Origin of the sequence: Actinophytocola oryzae, from assembly GCF_004364325.1 — a bacterium.
GTDB lineage: Bacteria > Actinomycetota > Actinomycetes > Mycobacteriales > Pseudonocardiaceae > Actinophytocola > Actinophytocola oryzae.
This window is the reverse complement of record NZ_SOCP01000010.1, coordinates 233,554-251,745: the sequence shown is the minus strand read 5'-3', so window position 1 is coordinate 251,745 and position 18,192 is coordinate 233,554. Positions and strand designations below refer to the sequence as shown.

The following is an 18,192-nucleotide window of genomic DNA, read 5'->3' as shown; positions in this document are numbered from 1 at the left end:
TGAAAGACCTGGTTGGCCGTGGCCCGGCGTACTGTCGGGCCACGGCCACCGTCAGGTTGGACACCGTCGATCCGAGAAAGCCGGCGCTAACCAATGGGGAAGTTCGTCATCCGCAGGCTCGCCCAGGCCATCATGGTCGTGATAGCGGCGACGATCCTGCTGTTCATCGGCCTGTTCGTGCTCGGTGACCCGTTCGCCTCGAGTGGCGACAAGGTGGTTCCGCCTGCCACGCAGGAGATCCTCCGCGCGAAGTTCGGCATGGACCACTCCGTGCCGGTGCAGTACCTCACCTACCTCGGGAACCTGTTCACCGGTGACCTCGGGGTCGACTTCGACCAGCGCCGCCCCGTCGCGGACATGCTCGCGCAGGCGGTGCCCGCGACCGCGCGTCTCGCACTGGTCGCAATCATCCTAGACGTGATCATCGGCGTCGTCGCGGGAATTATCGCCGCGGTCTGGCGCTACTCCTTCTGGGACGTCCTGGTCACCATCCTCACCACGCTCGCCATCGGTGTCCCGGTCTTCGTGATCGGCATCTGGCTGCGACAGACCGTCTCCGGCGTGTGGGTGTTCCCGCAGGTGCCGAGAACGTTCACGGAACTGGCGCCGTGGTACACGGAAGTGCTCCTACCCGCGATAACACTCGCGATCGTCGACGCGGCGTTCATCGCCAGGCTCATGCGCGGGTCCATGCTGGAGGTCCTCCGCATGGACTACATCAGAACGGCGCGGGCCAAGGGTCTGTCCGAGCGCACCGTGATCATGAAGCACGCTTTCCGGAACTCGATCATCCCGGTGGTCACCTACGTCGGCATCAGCATCGGCGTGCTGCTCGGCGGCGCGATCATCACCGAGACGCTGTTCCAGTACAACGGTGTCGGCTTCCTGTTGTACAAGTCGATCCTGCAGAACAACAACCCGGTGATCATGGCGATCACGACGTTCGCCGTACTGGTATACGTGGGCCTCAGCATGATCGTCGACATCTTGTACGCGTATCTCGATCCACGGATCCGGTTGAGTTGAGCGGGGCTGCGAAATGACTTCTCCTGACACCCCGACCGACATGGCCACCGCCGCACAGGCGGTGGTCGTCGAGTCGGCTCACGAGGCCAAGGGCGAGCCGCCGGAGCCTGGCAAGAAAGAGCCGTCGCGCGGCCAGTTCGCCGACATGTGGCGCCGGTTCAAGCGCAACAAGCTCGCCATGACCGGGCTCGTCGTCGTGGCGATCCTGGTGATCCTCGCGCTGGTCCAGCCGTTCATCTCGCCGTACGACCCGTACGACCAGAACCTGATGAACACGATCGCCCCACCCGGTGGCGACCACCTGTTCGGCACGGACGCGCTCGGCCGCGACCTGTACTCGGAGCTGCTCTACGGCCTGCGCCTGGCACTCCTGGTCGGCATCGCGACCATGCTCGGCTCGATGATCGTCGGCGTCGCGCTCGGCGCGCTCGCCGGCTTCCGCGGCCGGATCTCCGACGCCGTGATCATGCGCACGACGGACATCTTCCTCGCGTTCCCGTACCTGATCGGCGCGATCCTGGTGGTCCGCACGTTCGGTTCCGGCGTCACGCAGGTGATCATCGCGCTGGTGGTGCTCGGCTGGCCGACGGCCGCACGGCTCATGCGTGGCCAGATGCTGGCGCTGCGCGAGGCGGAGTACGTGGAGGCGGCGCGCTCGATCGGCGCGTCCGACTGGCGGATCGTGGTCCGCCACATCCTGCCCAACGCCATCCAGCCGGTGTTCATCTACTCGTTCACCAGCATCGGCGTCGCGGTCGTCGCGATGGCCTCGCTCGCCTACCTCGGCGTCGGCGTGCCGCCGGACACCCCGGAGTGGGGTCGCCTGATCAACCAGGGCATCGAGCAGGTGCAGGTCGCGGGCAAGGACTACCTGTGGATCTTCCCGAGTGCCGCGATCTGCATCACGACCCTCGCCTTCGCGTTCGTCGCCGACGGCCTGCGTGACTCGCTGGACCCGAAGCTCCGGTAGTGCCGGAACGCTCCCACCACTAGGAGAAGTACCCAGATGACCGGCGCAGCCGACATCGACCTCGACGGGGCCCCCGCGCCCCTGCTGGAGGTACGCGACCTACGGGTCCACTTCAAGACCGACTTCGGCGTGGTCAAGGCCGTCGACGGCGTCTCGTGGCACGTCAACGAGGGCGAGACCCTCGCGATCGTCGGCGAGTCCGGCTCCGGCAAGTCGGTGTCGGCCATGACGATCCTGGGCCTCGTGCCGTCGCCGCCCGCGACCTTCCCGTCCGGCGACGTGTTCCTGCGCGGCCGGTCGCTGCTGAAGATGCCCGAGAAGCAGCAGCGCAAGCTGCGCGGCAGCCAGATCTCGATGATCTTCCAGGACCCGCTGACCGCGCTGAACCCCGTGTTCAAGGTCGGCGACCAGATCGCCGAGATGGTCCGCGTGCACCAGGACGTGTCCAAGGCCGTCGCGAAGAAGCGTGCGCTCGACCTGCTCGGCGAGGTCGGCATCCCGAACCCGGCGGTGCGGCTCAACCAGTACCCGCACGAGTTCTCCGGTGGTATGCGCCAGCGCGCGATGATCGCGATGGCGCTGGCCAACGACCCGCACGTGCTGCTGGCCGACGAGCCGACCACCGCGCTGGACGTGACCGTGCAGGCGCAGATCATGGCCCTGCTGCAGAAGCTCCAGGAGGACCGCAACACCGCGATCGTGCTGATCACGCACGATCTCGGCGTGGTCGCGTCCTACGCGAACCGGATCAACGTGATGTACGCGGGTCGGATCGTCGAGTCCGGCACCGCGGACGAGATCTTCTACTCGCCACGGCACGCCTACACCTACGGCCTGCTGGCCAGCCTGCCCAGGATGGACCAGAAACGGCAGGCGAGACTCCAGCCGATCAAGGGCATCCCGCCGTCACTGGCGCGGGTGCCGGAGGGCTGCCCGTTCCACCCCCGCTGCGTCTTCGCGACGGAGGCGTGTCTGCCGCAGGTGCCGGCGCTGGTGCCGGTGAACGGCTCAGCGCACCGCGCGGCGTGCGTGCACAGTGACCGGGTGGCGATGGCTTTCGAGGAGAGGGCGAGCTCGTGACGCAGGCAGACGGACAGGGCGGGGTCGGCACGGTGGAGCCCGCCGGCGAGCCGATGCTCCAGATCAACAACCTCGTCAAGCACTTCCCCATCCGCTCCGGCGTGTTCCTCAAGCGCACGATCGGCCAGGTCAAGGCGGTCGACGGGGTCAGCATCGACATCCACCGGGGACAGACGGTCGCGCTCGTCGGCGAGTCGGGCTGCGGCAAGTCGACGACCGCGCGGGCGATCCTGCGCCTGCTGGAGCCGACGAGCGGGCGGGTGGTGCTGGACGGCGTCGACGTCACCGCGCTCGGCAAGCAGGAGCTGCGCAGGGCCCGGCGGGACATGCAGATCGTCTTCCAGGACCCGTACGCGTCGCTGAACCCGCGCATGACGATCCGCCAGACCCTGGCCGAGAAGTTCCAGCTGCTCGGCCAGGAGTCGAGCCGCAAGACCATCAACACCCTGCTGGACACGGTCGGCCTGGCCGAGGAGTACGCGGACCGCTACCCGCACGAGTTCTCCGGCGGCCAGCGCCAGCGCATCGGCATCGCCCGCGCCATCGCGATGAACCCCAAGTTCATCGTGCTGGACGAGCCGGTGTCCGCGCTGGACGTGTCCATCCAGGCCCAGATCGTGAACCTGCTGGAGGACCTGCAGGACGAGCTGGGGCTGACGTACCTGTTCATCGCGCACGACCTGTCCGTGGTGCGGCACATCGCCGACCGCGTCGCGGTCATGTACCTGGGCAGCGTGGTGGAGATCGCCGAGCGCGACGAGCTGTTCGACCGGCCCCACCACCCGTACACGCAGGCGCTGATCTCGGCCGTGCCGATCCCGGACCCGAGGCTGGAGCGTCAGCGGGAGCGCATCGTGCTCCGCGGTGACGTGCCGAACCCGGCCAACCCGCCGTCGGGGTGCCGGTTCCGCACGCGGTGCTGGAAGTTCGAGCAGCTGTCCGAGTCCGAGCAGCGCAAGTGCGTCGAGGAGCCACCGCCCCTGTACGACGTGCCGGGTGCGCAGGGCCACCAGGCGGCCTGCCACTACGCCTCGCTCCGCGAGGTGGTGCGCGCCTGACCGCGTAGCCCGCCGCGGCCGGGAGGTCCCATGGGGAAGTTCCTGGCCAGGCGGGTGGCGCGGGCGGTCCTCGTCATCCTCGTGACCTCCTTCGGCGCGCTCGTCGCGGCGACGGAGTGGGGCGACCCGTTCCGGATGATCGGGCCGCGCATGCAGGACCCGAAGACGCGGGCGCTGCTGAACGAGACGTTCGGCCTGGACCAGCCGCTGGTCGTCCGGTACTTCCACTTCGTGGTGAACCTGGCGACCGGCGACCTCGGCATCGACTTCAGGAACCGCCGCCCGATCATCGACATGCTCGCGGAGACGGCGCCGAACACGCTGCGGCTCGCGCTCGCCGCGATGGCGATCCAGGTCGTCTTCGGTGTCACGCTCGGCATCCTCGCGGCCTGGTTCCGCCACTCGTTCGCGGACATCGTGATCACGGCCGTGGCGGTCGTGGTCACCTCGGTGCCGCTGTTCGTGATCGGCGTGTCGCTGCGGAACGCCCTGTCAGGGGTGTCGGTGTTCGGCTGGGAGGCCTTCCCGCTGATTCCCCGCTCCGTCGGCATCGAGACGACGTGGCTGCAGAACCTGGTCCTGCCCGCGATCACGCTCGGGTTCGGCGCGCTGGCGTTCACCGTGACGCTGACCCGGGGGCTCCAACAACCACCCGGTGATGGTCGCGGTCGCGGTGTACTCGGTCGCGTTGTTCGTGGTCGCCCTGATGGTGGTCGACATCCTCACGGCCTGGCTGGACCCGAGAATACGTACTACGGACTAGCCCCAATGCCGGTTGTTTAGATCGCCAAGGGTCTGCTTGTGGATCTTGGTCGCGCCTGTTTCCGCTGGTCGCCGATCGTCGAGTTGATCTTGCACTGGCTTAAACGACCGGCATTGGGACTAGCCCGGCCGCCGGGTTGCCCTGATCGGGCTAACGAGCGCGGATATCCTTGACCGCCTGGCTGGACCCACGGATACGGACCACTGATGACGCTTACCGCCGCGCCGCGCCTGTTACTCGTGCACGCGCATCCCGACGACGAGAGCCTCTGGACCGGCGGCACGATCGCGCGGTACGCGGCCGCCGGCGTGCAGGTCACGCTGGTCACGTGCACGTTGGGCGAGGAGGGCGAGGTCATCCCGCCCAGCCTGCGGTCGCTGGCCTCGGACGCGGCCGACCAGCTCGGCGGGTACCGCATCGGCGAGCTGCGGGCCGCCTGCTCGGCGCTCGGTGTGTCCGACCACCGCTGGCTCGGCGGCGTCGGCCGCTGGCGGGACTCCGGGATGGCCGGGACCGAGGCCAACCGGCACCCCAGGGCGTTCGCCTCGGGTGACCTGGACGAGCAGGCCGCCGCGCTCGCCGAGGTCGTCGAGCGGGTCAGACCCCAGGTCGTGATCACCTACGGGCCGGACGGCGGCTACGGCCACCCCGACCACGTCCGCGCGCACGAGGTCACCATGGCCGCCTGCGACGGCGTCGACCGGGTGTTCTTCGCCGTCACGTCCCGCGGGGCCACCGAGGCCGGTGTCGCGGCGCTGGCCGGGTACGCGGACCTGCCGTTCCGCCTGCCGGAGCCGGACGAGCTGCCCGTCACCGATGACGACGTGATCACCACGGTCGTCGACACGGCCGAGGCGCTCTCGGTCAAGATGCGGGCCATGGCGGCACACCCGACGCAGATCACCGTCTGGCACGGCGGCGAGGGCGAGCGCGCCTACGCCCTGTCCAACGGGATCGCGCAGCCCATCCCGCCCGCCGAGTTCTACCTGTTGGGACGCGGCCCCGCGGAGGGTGCCGCGACGGACCTGTTCGGCGGGCTCACGTGAGGGTCAGGGACTGGCTCGTCCTGACCGTCCTGGTGGTCGACGCGGTCGTCCTCGCGGTACTGGAGCTGATGTTCCTGCCGCTGGGCTTCGACGGCTACCTGCTGCCCCACACGCTGGGCGGCGCGCCTCTGCCGGTGAGCGCGCTGGTGGCCGCCTTGACGACTCCTTGGCTGGTCGGCGTCGCCGGGAGGGTGTCGCCGAGGATGCTCGTCGCGGCCGCTCCACTGATCGGGTGGTTCCTGGCCGTGGTCGTCTTCGGCATGTTCGGCCCTGGTGGGGACCTCGTCCTGGTCTCGGACTGGCGGTCGCTGCTGCTCTTCGCCTGTGGCGCCTTACCGTCGGCACTGGTGCTTGGCAAGGTGCTGGCCACCACACTGGGTCCGTCGCGGTGAGGTGGTGGCTGAGAGGGATACTAGCGGCGGTCGGTAACCTCATGACTTGCCGGACACGCTGTTAACAGGGAGAAGCAGTGACCTATGTGATCGCCGAGCCGTGTATTGACCTGCTCGACAAGGCCTGCATCGAGGAATGCCCGGTCGACTGCATCTACGAAGGGGACCGGATGCTCTACATCCACCCCGACGAGTGCGTCGACTGCGGTGCCTGTGAGCCGGTGTGCCCGGTGGAGGCCATCTACTACGAGGACGACGTCCCCGACCAGTGGAAGGAATACACCAAGGCGAACGTCGACTTCTTCGACGAGCTCGGCTCGCCTGGTGGTGCCGCCAAGGTCGGCAAGACGGCCCACGACCCCCAGTGGATCAAGGACCTCCCTCCCGTTCAGCACGACGAGTGACCCTCCCCGACTTTCCCTGGGACACGCTGGCCGACGCCGGTGCGCGCGCCCGTGCGCACCCCGACGGCGTCGTTGACCTGTCCATCGGCACGCCGGTCGACCCGGTGCCCCCGGTCATCCAGGAGGCGCTGACCGGCGCCGCGTGGATCCCCGGCTACCCGGCGACCCACGGCACGCCCGCGTTGCGTGAGGCCGCGCGCGACGCGCTGGCCAGGCGGTTCGGCGTGCGGGTCGACAGGGAGGCGATCCTGCCGACGATCGGGTCCAAGGAGTTGGTCGCCTGGCTGCCGACGCTGCTCGGCGTCGGTGCCGGCGACCTCGTCGTGATCCCGCCGCTCGCCTACCCGACCTACGAGGTGGGTGCGCGGCTCGCCGGTGCGGACGTCCTGCGGTCGGACAGCACGGTCGCCGTCGGCCCGGCGCGACCCAAGCTGGTGTGGCTGAACTCGCCGTCCAACCCGACCGGCCGCGTGCTGCCTGCCGACCACCTGCGGAAGGTGGTCGACTGGGCGCGTGAGCGCGGCGCGGTCGTGGCCTCCGACGAGTGCTATCTCTCCCTGGACTGGGACGCGTCGCCGGTCTCGATACTTCACCCGTCGGTGTCAGGAGGATCACTCGAAGGCCTCCTGGCCGTGCACTCGCTGTCGAAGTCGTCCTGTCTGGCCGGCTACCGGGCGGGTTACGTCACGGGTGACCCCGACCTGGTGGCCAGGCTGCTGGCGATCCGCAAGCACGCCGGCCTGATCGTGCCCGCCCCGGTCCAGGCCGCGATGACCGCCGCGCTGTCCGACGACACGCACGTGGCCGAGCAGAAGGCCAGGTACGCGGCCCGCCGGATCGTGCTGCGCAAGGCGCTCGAGCACACCGGCTTCACCGTCGAGCACTCCGAGGCAGGCCTGTACCTGTGGTGCACGAGGGGCGAGGAGGCGTGGGCGACGGTCGACTGGCTGGCCGCCCGGGGCATCCTGGTCGCGCCCGGCACGTTCTACGGGCCGACCGGCGACCGGCACGTCCGCGTCGCCCTCACCGCTTCCGACGAGCGGATCGAGGCGGCGGCGGCGCGGCTGGCGGAGTGAGCAGTTCCTCCGCGGTGCGGACGACCTCCTCGTAGGCGGCGTACCACTCGCCACGAGCCTGCGCCTGCCTGACACGTTCCCGCTCGACGAGCCTGCCCGCGACGAACGCCTCGTCGGGGTCCTCGCCGACCAGCCCGCGCACCCGGTCCTCGGCGACGCACGCGTCCTGGTGTTCGCCGAGCACGTCCTGCAGCCGCTTGGTCGCCTTGACCAGCCTGCGCACCAGCCTGCCTCCGTCGGTGGCCATCAGCTCAGCCGCGTACCGCAGCTTCTTGCCCCGGATGCGCAGCTCGTGCAGCACCTCGTCGGCGGGGTCCTGCCCCGCGGCCAGGACCGCCTTGCGCAGCTTGCGGAACGGGCGCGCGACCTCACGCGTGCCGACGGCCCCGGTCGGCGCGATGTCCGTGGCGGACAGGTCCGCGAGCAGCCGCTCGTACCGCTGGCCGCGCAGCGCCCGCGTCACCTTCCTGCGTGCCACCCCGCGTTCGGCCCGCAATCCTTTGAGGAGCCTGCCGAACGCGGCGAGCTCGTCCGGGGTGAAGCCGTCCGTCTCGTCCCGCAGGCGGCCGAGCAGCACGTCGAGGTCACGCAGCGGGCCGAGCTCGCCGAAGAACCAGCGCAGCTCGGCCTGGAGCGCGCCGCCGCCGTCGTGACCGGACACCCGCAGCGCGGCGCGGATCCGCCGTACCCCGACCCTCAGCTGGTGCACGCCCTCCGGGTCGGCACCCTCCAGCGCCACCTCGGCCTGCGCACGCAGCTCGTGCACCTGCTCGTCGATCCAGGTCTGCTCGGGTGGTGAAGAGGCGGTCATCCATCGATGTTAGTTCGCGTGCAGGGCCGCGTTCAGCTCCACGACTGCTCCGGTTCGCGCGACAGCCTCCACGACACCGGTCGCGGAGTTGCGCCGGAACAGGAGATTGTCCTGTCCGGACAGTTCCAGCGCCTTCACCAGATGACCATCCGGAAGGGTGATCTTCGTGCCTGCCGTGACGTACAGCCCCGCCTCGACGACGCAGTTGTCGCCGAGCGAGATGCCGATGCCCGCGTTGGCACCGATGAGGCAGCCCTCGCCGAGCGAGATCGTCTCCTTGCCGCCGCCGGACAGCGTGCCCATGATCGACGCGCCACCGCCGACATCCGACCCGTCGCCGACCACGACACCCGCGGAGATGCGGCCCTCGATCATCGAGGCGCCGAGCGTGCCGGCGTTGTAGTTGACGAAGCCCTCGTGCATGACGGTCGTGCCGGTGGCGAGGTGCGCGCCGAGCCGCACCCGGTCCGCGTCGCCGATGCGGACACCGGTCGGGACCACGTAGTCGACCATTCGGGGGAACTTGTCGATGCCGTAGACGGTGACCGCCCCACGCGAACGCAGCCGCATCCGGGTGGCCGCGAAGCCCTCGACGCGGCAGGGGCCGTGGTTGGTCCACACGACGTTGGTGAGCAGGCCGAACAGGCCGTCGAGGTTGCAGCCGTGCGGCTGGATCAGCCGGGTGGAGAGCAGGTGCAGGCGCAGGTAGACGTCGTAGGCGTCGGCGGGCGGCTCGGTCAGGTCGGTGATCCCGGTCCGCACGGCGACGACCTCGACCGCCCGGTGGTCGTCGGGACCGAGGAGTGCGGACACACCCGCGCCGAGCTCGTCGGTCGCCTGTTGCTCGGAGAGCAGCTGCGTGCCGGGCACGGCGTTGTCGTCCAGCTTGGGGTGCGGGAACCAGGTGTCGAGCACGGTGCCGTCGTCGGTGACGGTCGCCAGGCCGACGCCCAGCGCCCCGGAGGTGTCTGCACTAGTCACGGGGCAACGGTAGCTTCCTGTACGTGCCCGTGAACCTGGACCTTGCCGGTGACCCTGTCGAACTGACCGCCGCCCTGGTGGACATCCCGAGCGTGTCCGGTGACGAGGCGGCCATCGCCGCCGCCATCGAGACCGCGCTCCGTGCCCAGGCCCCGGCGCTGGAGGTGGTGCGTTCCGGCAACGCCGTGCTGGCGCGGTCGAACCTCGGCCGTCCGTCCCGGGTGGTCATGGCAGGCCACATCGACACCGTGCCGGTCAACGACAACCTCCCGGTCCGCCGCACCGAGGGCGTGCTGCACGGCCTCGGCACGGTCGACATGAAGAGCGGCGACGCCGTGATGCTGCACCTGGCGGCCACGCTGCCGTCGCCCCGCCACGACGTGACGTACGTGTTCTACGACTGCGAGGAGATCGAGGCGTCCCGCAACGGCCTGGGCAGGATCGAGCGCGACCTGCCGTCCTGGCTGGAGGGCGACCTGGCGATCGTGTGCGAGCCGTCGAACGGGACGGTGGAGGCGGGCTGCCAGGGCACGATGCGGGTGGAGCTGCGCACGTCGGGCCGTCGCGCCCACACGGCCCGCGCGTGGATGGGCGAGAACGCGATCCACGCCCTCGGTGACGCACTGGCCGTCCTGGCGTCGTACGAGGCACGAACCGTCGAGATCGACGGCTGCGTCTACCGCGAGGGTCTGCAGGCGGTGCGCGTCGAGGGTGGCGTGAGCGGCAACGTGGTGCCTGACCAGGCCGTGCTGACGGTCAACCACCGCTTCGCCCCGGACCGCACGCCCGCCGATGCCGAGGCCCACCTGCGCGAGGTGTTCGCGGGCTACGACCTGACGGTGACGGACTCGGCCGCGGGTGCCCTCCCGGGCCTGACCGCCCCGGCGGCGGCCGAGCTGGTGTCGGCCGCGGGCGGCACCCCGGTCGGCAAGCTGGGTTGGACGGACGTGGCCCGCTTCGCGGCGCTCGGCCTGCCCGCGGTCAACTTCGGCCCTGGCGACCCGGTCATGTGCCACACCCAGGAGGAGAACGTCCCGACCGAGCAGATCACCCGGTGCGCGAAGGTCCTGACCGACTTCCTGAGCTAGCCGCAGTCCGGCGACGGCCGCGGTGTCGCGGTCGTCGCCGAGTCGTCACCTGACCGCTCCGGGAAGCCGAGGTGCGACGCGTCGGCACCCACGGTGAGGTGGACGTACGCCGAGTTGCCCTGGCCGACCCGGTCACCGGCCGGCTCGACGGTGCCGGTCAGCTCCGCGGTACCGGCCTTGGTCGCGACGACCACGCCGGTCAGGGCCACCGGTGTCATGGCGGCGAGGTCCCACCGCCGGGTGGCGGTGGCCCGGCAGCCGCCGTAGGGCGCGGGCTCGGTGGTCACGCTGGTGCCGTCGGGCGGCGTCCGCCACTCGACGCCGTCGGCCAGCCGGACGGAGATGATCACGTCTCCCGGCTCCTTCGCGCAGGCCCCCACGGTCAGCGTCGCCGTCTCCCCGACGACGGGCGGGTGGGAGAGCGTGGCGACCACGGCGTAGTCGGACCCGAACTCACCACGGCCGAACTCCGCCGCACACGGCGAGGCCGGCTCGGTGTCGGCGGCAGGCCGCCCACAGGCCGACACCAACAGGCACAGCAGGACGACGAGCCACGGCATACCACCTACACGGACCGGACGCCGACACCGGTTGCACGGAAACGGTCGGTGGATCCAGAGGAGCGCCAGAAACTCGTCCGCCTTGAGCCCGGCCTGCCGAATGATCGATGCGAGAGTTCCCCGCTTCACGGTGCCGTGTTGCGGGACGATGACGGTACGACCGTCGGGATGCCGATAGACGGCGTGGCTGTCCTTGGCGCGAGCGTGGCCGAACCCGATCGATTCGAGCGCCCGCGTGACCTTCCGGACAGCGCCTCCCCTGGCCGGCCGAGCATCGTCGGGCGGGAATTGTCGGTGGTCTGCGGCACCCTGTCGGGCATGGAGTCACCGCGCAGCAAAGCCGCCCTGCTGACCGCCGTCGGGCAGGGTGCGACCTTCACCTACCTGCCGTTCTACGGGCACGCGCCCGAGCCCGACGGGTCGGTCGGCCCTGGCTGCCTCAGCCAGTGGTGGCCCGCGCCCTTCTCCGTCGACGGCAACACCTTCGCCACGGCCGAGCACTACATGATGTGGCGCAAGGCCACCCTGTTCAACGACCCCGAGACCGCGGGGAGGATCCTCGCCGCCGCCACGCCGAAGGAGGCGAAGGCCCTCGGCAGGCAGGCGCGGAACTTCGACCAGGCGGTCTGGGAGGCCACCCGCTACGAGATCGTCGTCGCGGCGGGCACGCACAAGTTCGGCCAGCACGACGACTTACGCGAGTTCCTGCTGAGCACCGGCGACCAGGTGCTCGTCGAGGCCAGCCCGCGCGACCGGGTCTGGGGCATCGGCCTCGGCAGGAACAACCCCGCCGCGCACGACCCCACGCTGTGGCGCGGCCTCAACCTGCTCGGATTCGCCCTCGGGGAGGTCAGGAGCGCGGCCACCCGTTCGTGAACAGCTTTCCTGTTCGGTGGCTGTCGGCCACGTTCCGGTTCGCGTGACCCAATAGACTCGCGCCAATGACGATCCAGCAGGAGGACAACGAGCACCCAGCCGAGAAGCAGCGCGGTCCGGTCGTGCTGCGCAGGTCAAGGCTTGTGGAACCCTCCACCACCGACCAGCGGCTGCTCGACTCCCGCGGCCCCGCCGACTGGGTGCACACCGACCCGTGGCGCGTGCTGCGCATCCAGGCCGAGTTCGTCGAGGGGTTCGGCGCGCTCGCCGAGGTGCCGCGCGCGGTCACCGTGTTCGGCTCGGCCCGCACGGAGCGCGAGCATCCCGAGTACAAGCTCGGCATGGACATCGGCGCGGCGCTGGCCAGGGCGGGCTACGCGGCCATCACCGGCGGCGGCCCCGGCATGATGGAGGCCGTCAACCGGGGCTGCTCCGAGGCGGGCGGCCTGTCGATCGGCCTCGGCATCGAGCTGCCGTTCGAGCAGGGCATCAACAAGTGGGTGGACCTCGGCGTCAACTTCCGGTACTTCTTCGCCCGCAAGACGATGTTCATCAAGTACGCGCAGGCGTTCATCTGCCTGCCGGGCGGCTTCGGCACTCTCGACGAGCTGTTCGAGGCGCTCACTTTAGTGCAGACGAAGAAGGTCACGAAGTTCCCGGTGGTCCTCTTCGGACGGTCCTACTGGGACGGCTTGTACAACTGGCTGCGCGACACCGTGTACGCCGAGGGCAAGGTCGGCGACAAGGACATGGCGCTGCTCCACCTGACCGACGACGTCGACGACGCCGTCCGCGTGGTCGAGGAGGCCTACCAGGCCTGGGAGGACACTCACTAGAGCACGTTTCCGCGACATCACCTTTTGTGACCTCGGTGTATCAGGCCGCGTTTTCGCCGGTACCCCGTGGCACGCTTGGTCGGTGAGCACACTTCGCTTCGGCAGCCGTACGGTCCCCCAGGACCGCGCACTGGTGATGGCGATCGTCAACCGGACCAGGGACTCCTTCTACGACCGAGGGGCCACCTTCGGCGAGAGGGAAGCCCTGGCGGCGGTGGACCGCGTGGTCGCGGAGGGCGCCGACATAGTGGACATCGGCGGCGTCCGGGCAGGCGCGCACGGCGAACACGTCGACACGGTCGAGGAGATCCGGCGAATCGTCCCTTTTGTGGAGAAAGTCCGGGAACGTCATCCCGACCTGGTGATCAGCGTGGACACCTGGCGCCACGACGTGGGCCGGGAGGCGTGCCTCGCGGGCGCCGACCTCATCAACGACACCTGGGCGGGCGCCGACCCGCGCCTCGCCGAGGTCGCCGCCGAGTTCGGCGTCGGCATGGTCTGCTCGCACACCGGGGGCGTCGCGCCGAGGACCGACCCGCACCGCGTCCGCTACCTGGACGTGGTCGCCGAGGTCACGGCCGAACTGGCGGCCCGCGCGGAGCGGCTCGTGTCGCTCGGCGTGCCTGCCGAGGGCGTCCTGATCGACCCGACGCACGACTTCGGCAAGAACACCTGGCACGGTCTCGAGCTGCTGCGGCGGCTCGACGAGCTCGTCGGCACCGGCTGGCCGGTGCTGATGGCGTTGTCCAACAAGGACTTCATCGGCGAGACACTCGGTGCGGCAGTGGCCGACCGGGTGGACGGCACCCTCGCGGCGACCTCGGTCGCGGCGATGGCAGGTGCGCGGGTCTTCCGCGCGCATGAAGTGGACAGAACCAGGAAGGTGGTCGAGATGGTGGCGAGTATCCGGGGCACCCGCCCGCCAGCCCGATGCCTGCGGGCGCTGGCGTGATGGACGTCGACGCGCGCACGTGGTTCGCGGAGCGAACCTGGCAGAGTCCCAAATGGACAGTAGGCGACCTGTTGCGGGCCAAGGGTTCCCGCACGGTGAGCGTCGTGATGCCCGCTCTGAACGAGGAGGCGACGGTCGCCGACGTGATCGCGTCGGTCCTGCCGCTGCACGGCAGCCTCGTCGACGAGATCGTCGTACTCGACTCCGGTTCGACGGACCGCACGGTCGAGGTGGCGCTCGCGGCAGGCGCGAAGGTGGTGCGGCGCGACGAGGTGCTGCCCGAGCTGGAACCCGTGCCCGGCAAGGGCGAGGTCCTCTGGCGGTCGCTGGCGGCGACGCACGGCGACCTGTTGGTGTTCCTCGACTCCGACCTCATCGACCCGGACCCGTTGTTCGTGCCCCGACTGCTGGGCCCGATGCTGCTGGAGCCGGACGTGCACCTGGTCAAGGGCTTCTACCGGCGCCCGCTGACGTCCGAGGGCGCCTCGGGAGCGGGCGGCGGCCGGGTGACCGAGCTGATGGCACGACCGCTGCTCTCGACGCTGCGGCCGGAGCTGACCGGGGTGATCCAGCCACTGGGTGGCGAGTACGCGGGCACGCGTGAGCTGCTCGAGGCGGTCCCGTTCGCGTCCGGGTACGGCGTGGAGATCGGCCTGCTGCTCGACGCGCACGCCATCGTGGGGCTGAGCGGGATAGCGCAGGTCAACCTGGGCGTGCGGCGGCACCGCAACCAGCCGCTGCAGGCGCTGGGGCTGATGGCGCGCCAGATCCTGGGCACCGCGCTGGCGCGGTGCGGGATGCTGCCGTCACACGCAGGCGAGCTGACGCAGTTCGTGCAGGTCGCCGACGAGTGGCTGCCCGACACCGCGGGAGTGGTCGTCGCGGACCGTCCTCCCATGCGTGACCTGCTGGTCCGTTGACTGTCAGTGCGGTATGCAATCCTGCTGACGTGACCACAGCACTGATCTATCTGGTCGTCATGATGCTCGTGGCGGCCGTGGTCTTCCTGCTTGCCTCGGTCGTGTTCGGACGGGGCGAGGAGCTGCCGGCGTTGCCGCCGGGCGCCTCGCCCACCCGTCTGCCCTCGGCCGGTGTCACGGGGGAAGACGTCAGGAGCCTCCGGTTCCAGCTCGTACTGCGCGGCTACAAGATGTCCGAGGTCGACTGGGTGCTGCGCAGGCTCGGCACCGAGCTGGAGGACCTGCGGACCGAGGTGGACGAGTTACGCGAACGCCTCGCGACGTCCGAGGCCGAGCAGAAGTGACGGCCGCGCTGCCCGGCGCGGACGGCGTGCCGCGCTGCCCGTGGGGCAACTCCACCGAGGACTACGCCGCCTACCACGACGAGGAGTGGGGCGTGCCGCTCCACGGTGAGTCGCAGCTCTACGAGCGGCTGTCGCTGGAGGCGTTCCAGTCCGGCCTGTCGTGGCTGACGATCCTGCGCAAGCGGGAGGGCTTCCGGCGTGCCTTCGCGGGCTTCGAGCCCAAGCGGGTGGCGGAGTTCGGGGACTCCGACGTCGAGCGGCTGATGAACGACGTCGCGATCGTCCGCAACAGGGCCAAGATCGAGGCGACGATCCGCAACGCGCACGCCATCGCCGACCTCGACGTGCCGCTCGACGACCTGCTGTGGTCGTTCGCGCCGGCAGCCAAGGGCCGCAGACGCCCGAAGCTGACCTCGGAGATCCCCGCGATCACCCCGGAGAGCAAGGCGATGGCCAAGGAGCTGAAGAAGCGCGGCTTCGCGTTCGTCGGCCCGACCACGGCCTACGCGATGATGCAGGCGATCGGCATGGTGGACGACCACCTGACCACCTGCTGGCGGGCGAGGCCCTAGGCGGCCAGCGGAGTCGCCTTCACGGTCGCGGTGGCCAGCTGGCGGAACTCCGCCTCGTCGGCGCTGCCGGTGATCAGCAGGACCGTGCCGTCCAGCTCGGTCACCCACGCAGCCTCGTCGCGGCGACCCGGGTAGCTGGTCCACGTCACGCCGCCGACGTCGACAGAACCGTTCGCCGCGGGTGCCTCGGTCTGCCCCGTCTCGGTCGTCAGCACGTCCGCCGGGTCACCGCCGGACTGGCTGAGCTGCAGGAACGCACCGGAGGGAGTCACCCAGCCGACCCGCACGACCACGTTCCCCGACGCGCCGGACCCGACCGGCCCGGTGGACGTCGAGTTGGCCCGCCACTTCCCTGGCACGCTGGGCGAACGGACCCCGAACTCGACGGACCCCGCGGTCCTGGACAGCTCACCCGAGGCGTCGGCCGACGGGATGCTCGCCGAGTCGACCGACGGTCCGCCGGGGCTGAACGAGCAGCCGCCGAAGAACCACAGCACCACGCCGATGATGGCCACGAGCAGGAGCACCGCGCCGAGCATGTCGCGCATGCGCAGCCCGGCACGTCCCGGATGTCTGTCCGTCACGCACGCCATCGTCGCAAACGGGCCGAGACGGTTCTCACCACCACCCACGTCGTGTGATCTGGGAAGATCGAGGGGTTCGTGCCAGGCGCGTCAGCCAGGGAGGCGACATGACCTCGACCCAGACCGTCAGCCAGGACCGCAGACCGGAGGAGCCGGACCGCAACCTCGCGCTGGAGCTGGTCCGGGTCACCGAGGCCGCCGCGATGGCCGCGGGACGCTGGGTCGGCCGAGGCGACAAGAACGGCGGCGACGGCGCGGCCGTCGACGCGATGCGCAAGCTCATCGGCACGGTCTCGATGCGTGGCGTCGTCGTCATCGGCGAGGGCGAGAAGGACCAGGCGCCGATGCTGTACAACGGCGAGAACGTCGGCAACGGCGAAGGCCCCGAGTGCGACGTCGCCGTGGACCCGATCGACGGCACGACACTGATGGCCAAGGGCATGCCCAACGCCATCGCCGTGCTGGCGGCCACCGAGCGGGGCGCCATGTTCGACCCGTCCGCCGTGTTCTACATGGAGAAGCTGGCCGTCGGGCCGGAGGCGGCGGACGTGGTCGACATCACCGCCCCGGTCACCGAGAACATCCGCCGGGTGGCGAAGGCCAAGCACACCGACGTGTCCGACGTGACGGTCTGCATCCTCGACCGGGCCCGGCACGCCGACCTGGTGAAGGAGGTCCGCGAGGCGGGTGCCCGCATCCACTTCATCAGCGACGGCGACGTCGCGGGCGCCATCTCCGCGGCACGGCCGAACACCGGCGTGGACATGCTGGTCGGCATCGGCGGCACCCCGGAGGGCATCATCGCGGCGTGCGCGCTCAAGTGCATGGGCGGGGAGATCCAGGGCAGGCTGTGGCCGCGCGACGAGGAGGAGCGGGAGAAGGCGCTGGCCGCGGGGCACGACCTCGATCGGGTGCTGGGCACGAACGACCTCGTGAGCGGCGACAACGCGTTCTTCTGCGCCACGGGCATCACCGACGGCGACCTGCTGCGTGGTGTGCACTACCGCAGCGGCGGGTGCACCACCCAGTCCATCGTGATGCGCTCGAAGTCCGGCACGGTGCGCATGATCGACGGCTTCCACCGCCTGGAGAAGCTGCGCCAGTACTCGACCGTCGACTTCGACCGGTTGACGGAGGCGGCGGCGCAGGAGACGCTTCCCCCGCTCCCGTAACGGTTGGATCACCGAGACAACGTCACCGCGTGTCGCGGCGTCTTCACCACATGCGCCGCACACTCCTGCTGGGATTTGCCGCGATAGCCGTCCTGTCGGTGTCCGCCTGTGGCGGCACCGACACCGCTGCCCCGGGCCCCGACCGGCCGACGGCGCCGACCACCACGACCTCGACGACGCAGAACGCGGCGCCGCAACCGGCCGAGGACGTGAAGCTGCCGCCCCTGCCCGAGGTGAAGGCCGCCAACGAGACGATCACGAAGACGACGCCGCCACCGCCGCCACCCCCGACCGGTGTCCCGTGCGGTGCGGGCGTCGACGCGTGTGTGGACCTGTCGTCGAAGCAGACGTGGCTGATCAAGGACGGTGCGGTCGTCTACGGCCCGGCGCCGATCACGTCCGGCCGTGCCGGCTACCGGACCCCGCCGGGCACCTTCTCGGTCGGCTGGAAGGACATCGACCACAAGTCGAGCGAGTTCAACGACGCGCCGATGCCGTTCTCGGTGTTCTTCAACGGCGGCATCGCGTTCCACCAGGGCAGCCTGAGCGCGGAGTCACACGGCTGCATCCACCTGTCCCGGGCCGCGGCAGAGGCCTACTACAACGCGCTGGCGGTGGGCGACAAGGTGCAGGTGGTCGCGTAGGTTTGCAACCCACGGCGCCCCCGCGTCGTGGGTAACG

22 protein-coding genes and 1 pseudogene are annotated in these 18,192 nt (G+C 70.1%); 18 read left to right on the top strand and 5 right to left on the bottom strand.

What is annotated here, in order from left to right; all coding sequences use genetic code 11:
- Positions 1-93: 93 nt before the first annotated feature.
- The 9 genes from CLV71_RS26670 (at position 94) to dapC (ending at position 7,815) form a co-directional block, all read left to right on the top strand.
- A complete protein-coding gene (locus CLV71_RS26670) occupies positions 94-1,026 on the top strand; it encodes an ABC transporter permease (protein WP_133905579.1) in 933 nt (310 codons plus the stop codon).
- 13 nt (positions 1,027-1,039) lie between these two features.
- Positions 1,040-1,996: an ABC transporter permease gene (locus tag CLV71_RS26665; RefSeq protein WP_133905578.1), complete on the top strand. Its 957-nt coding sequence runs from the start codon at positions 1,040-1,042 to the stop codon at positions 1,994-1,996.
- Between the two features lie 36 nt (positions 1,997-2,032).
- On the top strand, positions 2,033-3,076 hold the full coding sequence (locus tag CLV71_RS26660) for an ABC transporter ATP-binding protein (protein WP_133905577.1): 1,044 nt from the start codon (positions 2,033-2,035) through the stop codon (positions 3,074-3,076).
- Positions 3,077-3,129: 53 nt separating this feature from the next.
- Positions 3,130-4,134: an ABC transporter ATP-binding protein gene (locus CLV71_RS26655; RefSeq protein WP_133905708.1), complete on the top strand. Its 1,005-nt coding sequence runs from the start codon at positions 3,130-3,132 to the stop codon at positions 4,132-4,134.
- A 30-nt stretch (positions 4,135-4,164) separates the two neighbouring features.
- Positions 4,165-4,917 carry an ABC transporter permease gene (locus CLV71_RS26650; protein WP_133905576.1) on the top strand — a complete coding sequence of 251 codons (753 nt, stop codon included), beginning with the start codon at positions 4,165-4,167 and terminating at the stop codon, positions 4,915-4,917.
- Between the two features lie 186 nt (positions 4,918-5,103).
- Complete coding sequence (gene mshB, locus CLV71_RS26645; protein ID WP_133905575.1) at positions 5,104-5,943, top strand: N-acetyl-1-D-myo-inositol-2-amino-2-deoxy-alpha-D-glucopyranoside deacetylase; 840 nt, start codon at positions 5,104-5,106, stop codon at positions 5,941-5,943.
- Positions 5,940-6,335 carry a hypothetical protein gene (locus CLV71_RS26640; protein ID WP_133905574.1) on the top strand — a complete coding sequence of 132 codons (396 nt, stop codon included), beginning with the start codon at positions 5,940-5,942 and terminating at the stop codon, positions 6,333-6,335. Before mshB ends, CLV71_RS26640 begins: the two co-directional genes overlap by 4 nt.
- Before the next feature lie 77 nt (positions 6,336-6,412).
- Complete coding sequence (fdxA, locus tag CLV71_RS26635; RefSeq protein WP_133905573.1) at positions 6,413-6,739, top strand: ferredoxin; 327 nt, start codon at positions 6,413-6,415, stop codon at positions 6,737-6,739.
- On the top strand, positions 6,736-7,815 hold the full coding sequence (gene dapC, locus CLV71_RS26630; RefSeq protein WP_133905572.1) for a succinyldiaminopimelate transaminase: 1,080 nt from the start codon (positions 6,736-6,738) through the stop codon (positions 7,813-7,815). The genes fdxA and dapC overlap by 4 nt, the downstream gene beginning before the upstream one ends.
- Here dapC and CLV71_RS26625 read toward each other — a convergent pair.
- Complete coding sequence (locus tag CLV71_RS26625; RefSeq protein WP_133905571.1) at positions 7,763-8,626, bottom strand: CHAD domain-containing protein; 864 nt, start codon at positions 8,624-8,626, stop codon at positions 7,763-7,765. The genes dapC and CLV71_RS26625 overlap by 53 nt on opposite strands.
- 9 nt (positions 8,627-8,635) lie before the next feature.
- Positions 8,636-9,607: a 2,3,4,5-tetrahydropyridine-2,6-dicarboxylate N-succinyltransferase gene (gene dapD, locus CLV71_RS26620; protein WP_133905570.1), complete on the bottom strand. Its 972-nt coding sequence runs from the start codon at positions 9,605-9,607 to the stop codon at positions 8,636-8,638.
- Positions 9,608-9,630: 23 nt separating this feature from the next.
- Here dapD and dapE point away from each other — a divergent pair, with 23 nt between their 5' ends.
- Entirely contained in the window at positions 9,631-10,695 is a 1,065-nt protein-coding gene (gene dapE, locus CLV71_RS26615; RefSeq protein WP_133905569.1) for a succinyl-diaminopimelate desuccinylase, read from the top strand.
- Here dapE and CLV71_RS26610 read toward each other — a convergent pair.
- Positions 10,692-11,255, bottom strand: a complete 564-nt coding sequence (locus CLV71_RS26610) for a hypothetical protein (protein WP_243866720.1) — start codon at positions 11,253-11,255, stop codon at positions 10,692-10,694. The genes dapE and CLV71_RS26610 overlap by 4 nt on opposite strands.
- Positions 11,256-11,351: 96 nt before the next feature.
- Positions 11,352-11,489, bottom strand: a pseudogene (locus CLV71_RS50180) (type II toxin-antitoxin system HicA family toxin); the annotation flags it as partial.
- 84 nt (positions 11,490-11,573) lie between these two features.
- Between CLV71_RS50180 and CLV71_RS26605 the strand changes: the two are divergent.
- The 6 genes from CLV71_RS26605 (at position 11,574) to CLV71_RS26580 (ending at position 15,755) form a co-directional block, all read left to right on the top strand.
- Positions 11,574-12,131, top strand: a complete 558-nt coding sequence (locus CLV71_RS26605) for an NADAR family protein (RefSeq protein ID WP_133905568.1) — start codon at positions 11,574-11,576, stop codon at positions 12,129-12,131.
- Positions 12,132-12,196: 65 nt separating this feature from the next.
- Entirely contained in the window at positions 12,197-12,967 is a 771-nt protein-coding gene (locus tag CLV71_RS26600; RefSeq protein WP_133905567.1) for an LOG family protein, read from the top strand.
- Between the two features lie 82 nt (positions 12,968-13,049).
- Positions 13,050-13,919, top strand: a complete 870-nt coding sequence (folP, locus tag CLV71_RS26595) for a dihydropteroate synthase (protein ID WP_133905566.1) — start codon at positions 13,050-13,052, stop codon at positions 13,917-13,919.
- Entirely contained in the window at positions 13,919-14,839 is a 921-nt protein-coding gene (locus CLV71_RS26590; RefSeq protein ID WP_133905565.1) for a glucosyl-3-phosphoglycerate synthase, read from the top strand. The genes folP and CLV71_RS26590 overlap by 1 nt, the downstream gene beginning before the upstream one ends.
- A 29-nt stretch (positions 14,840-14,868) precedes the next feature.
- Complete coding sequence (locus tag CLV71_RS26585; protein ID WP_133905564.1) at positions 14,869-15,183, top strand: DivIVA domain-containing protein; 315 nt, start codon at positions 14,869-14,871, stop codon at positions 15,181-15,183.
- On the top strand, positions 15,180-15,755 hold the full coding sequence (locus CLV71_RS26580; protein WP_133905563.1) for a DNA-3-methyladenine glycosylase I: 576 nt from the start codon (positions 15,180-15,182) through the stop codon (positions 15,753-15,755). Before CLV71_RS26585 ends, CLV71_RS26580 begins: the two co-directional genes overlap by 4 nt.
- Here CLV71_RS26580 and CLV71_RS26575 read toward each other — a convergent pair.
- Complete coding sequence (locus CLV71_RS26575) at positions 15,752-16,339, bottom strand: DUF4245 domain-containing protein (RefSeq protein ID WP_166664264.1); 588 nt, start codon at positions 16,337-16,339, stop codon at positions 15,752-15,754. The two genes, CLV71_RS26580 and CLV71_RS26575, sit on opposite strands and share 4 nt — an antisense overlap.
- A gap of 107 nt (positions 16,340-16,446) precedes the next feature.
- Here CLV71_RS26575 and glpX point away from each other — a divergent pair, with 107 nt between their 5' ends.
- Complete coding sequence (gene glpX / locus CLV71_RS26570; protein WP_133905561.1) at positions 16,447-17,511, top strand: class II fructose-bisphosphatase; 1,065 nt, start codon at positions 16,447-16,449, stop codon at positions 17,509-17,511.
- 50 nt (positions 17,512-17,561) lie between these two features.
- Positions 17,562-18,155, top strand: a complete 594-nt coding sequence (locus tag CLV71_RS26565; protein WP_133905560.1) for a L,D-transpeptidase — start codon at positions 17,562-17,564, stop codon at positions 18,153-18,155.
- Positions 18,156-18,192 lie beyond the last annotated feature (37 nt).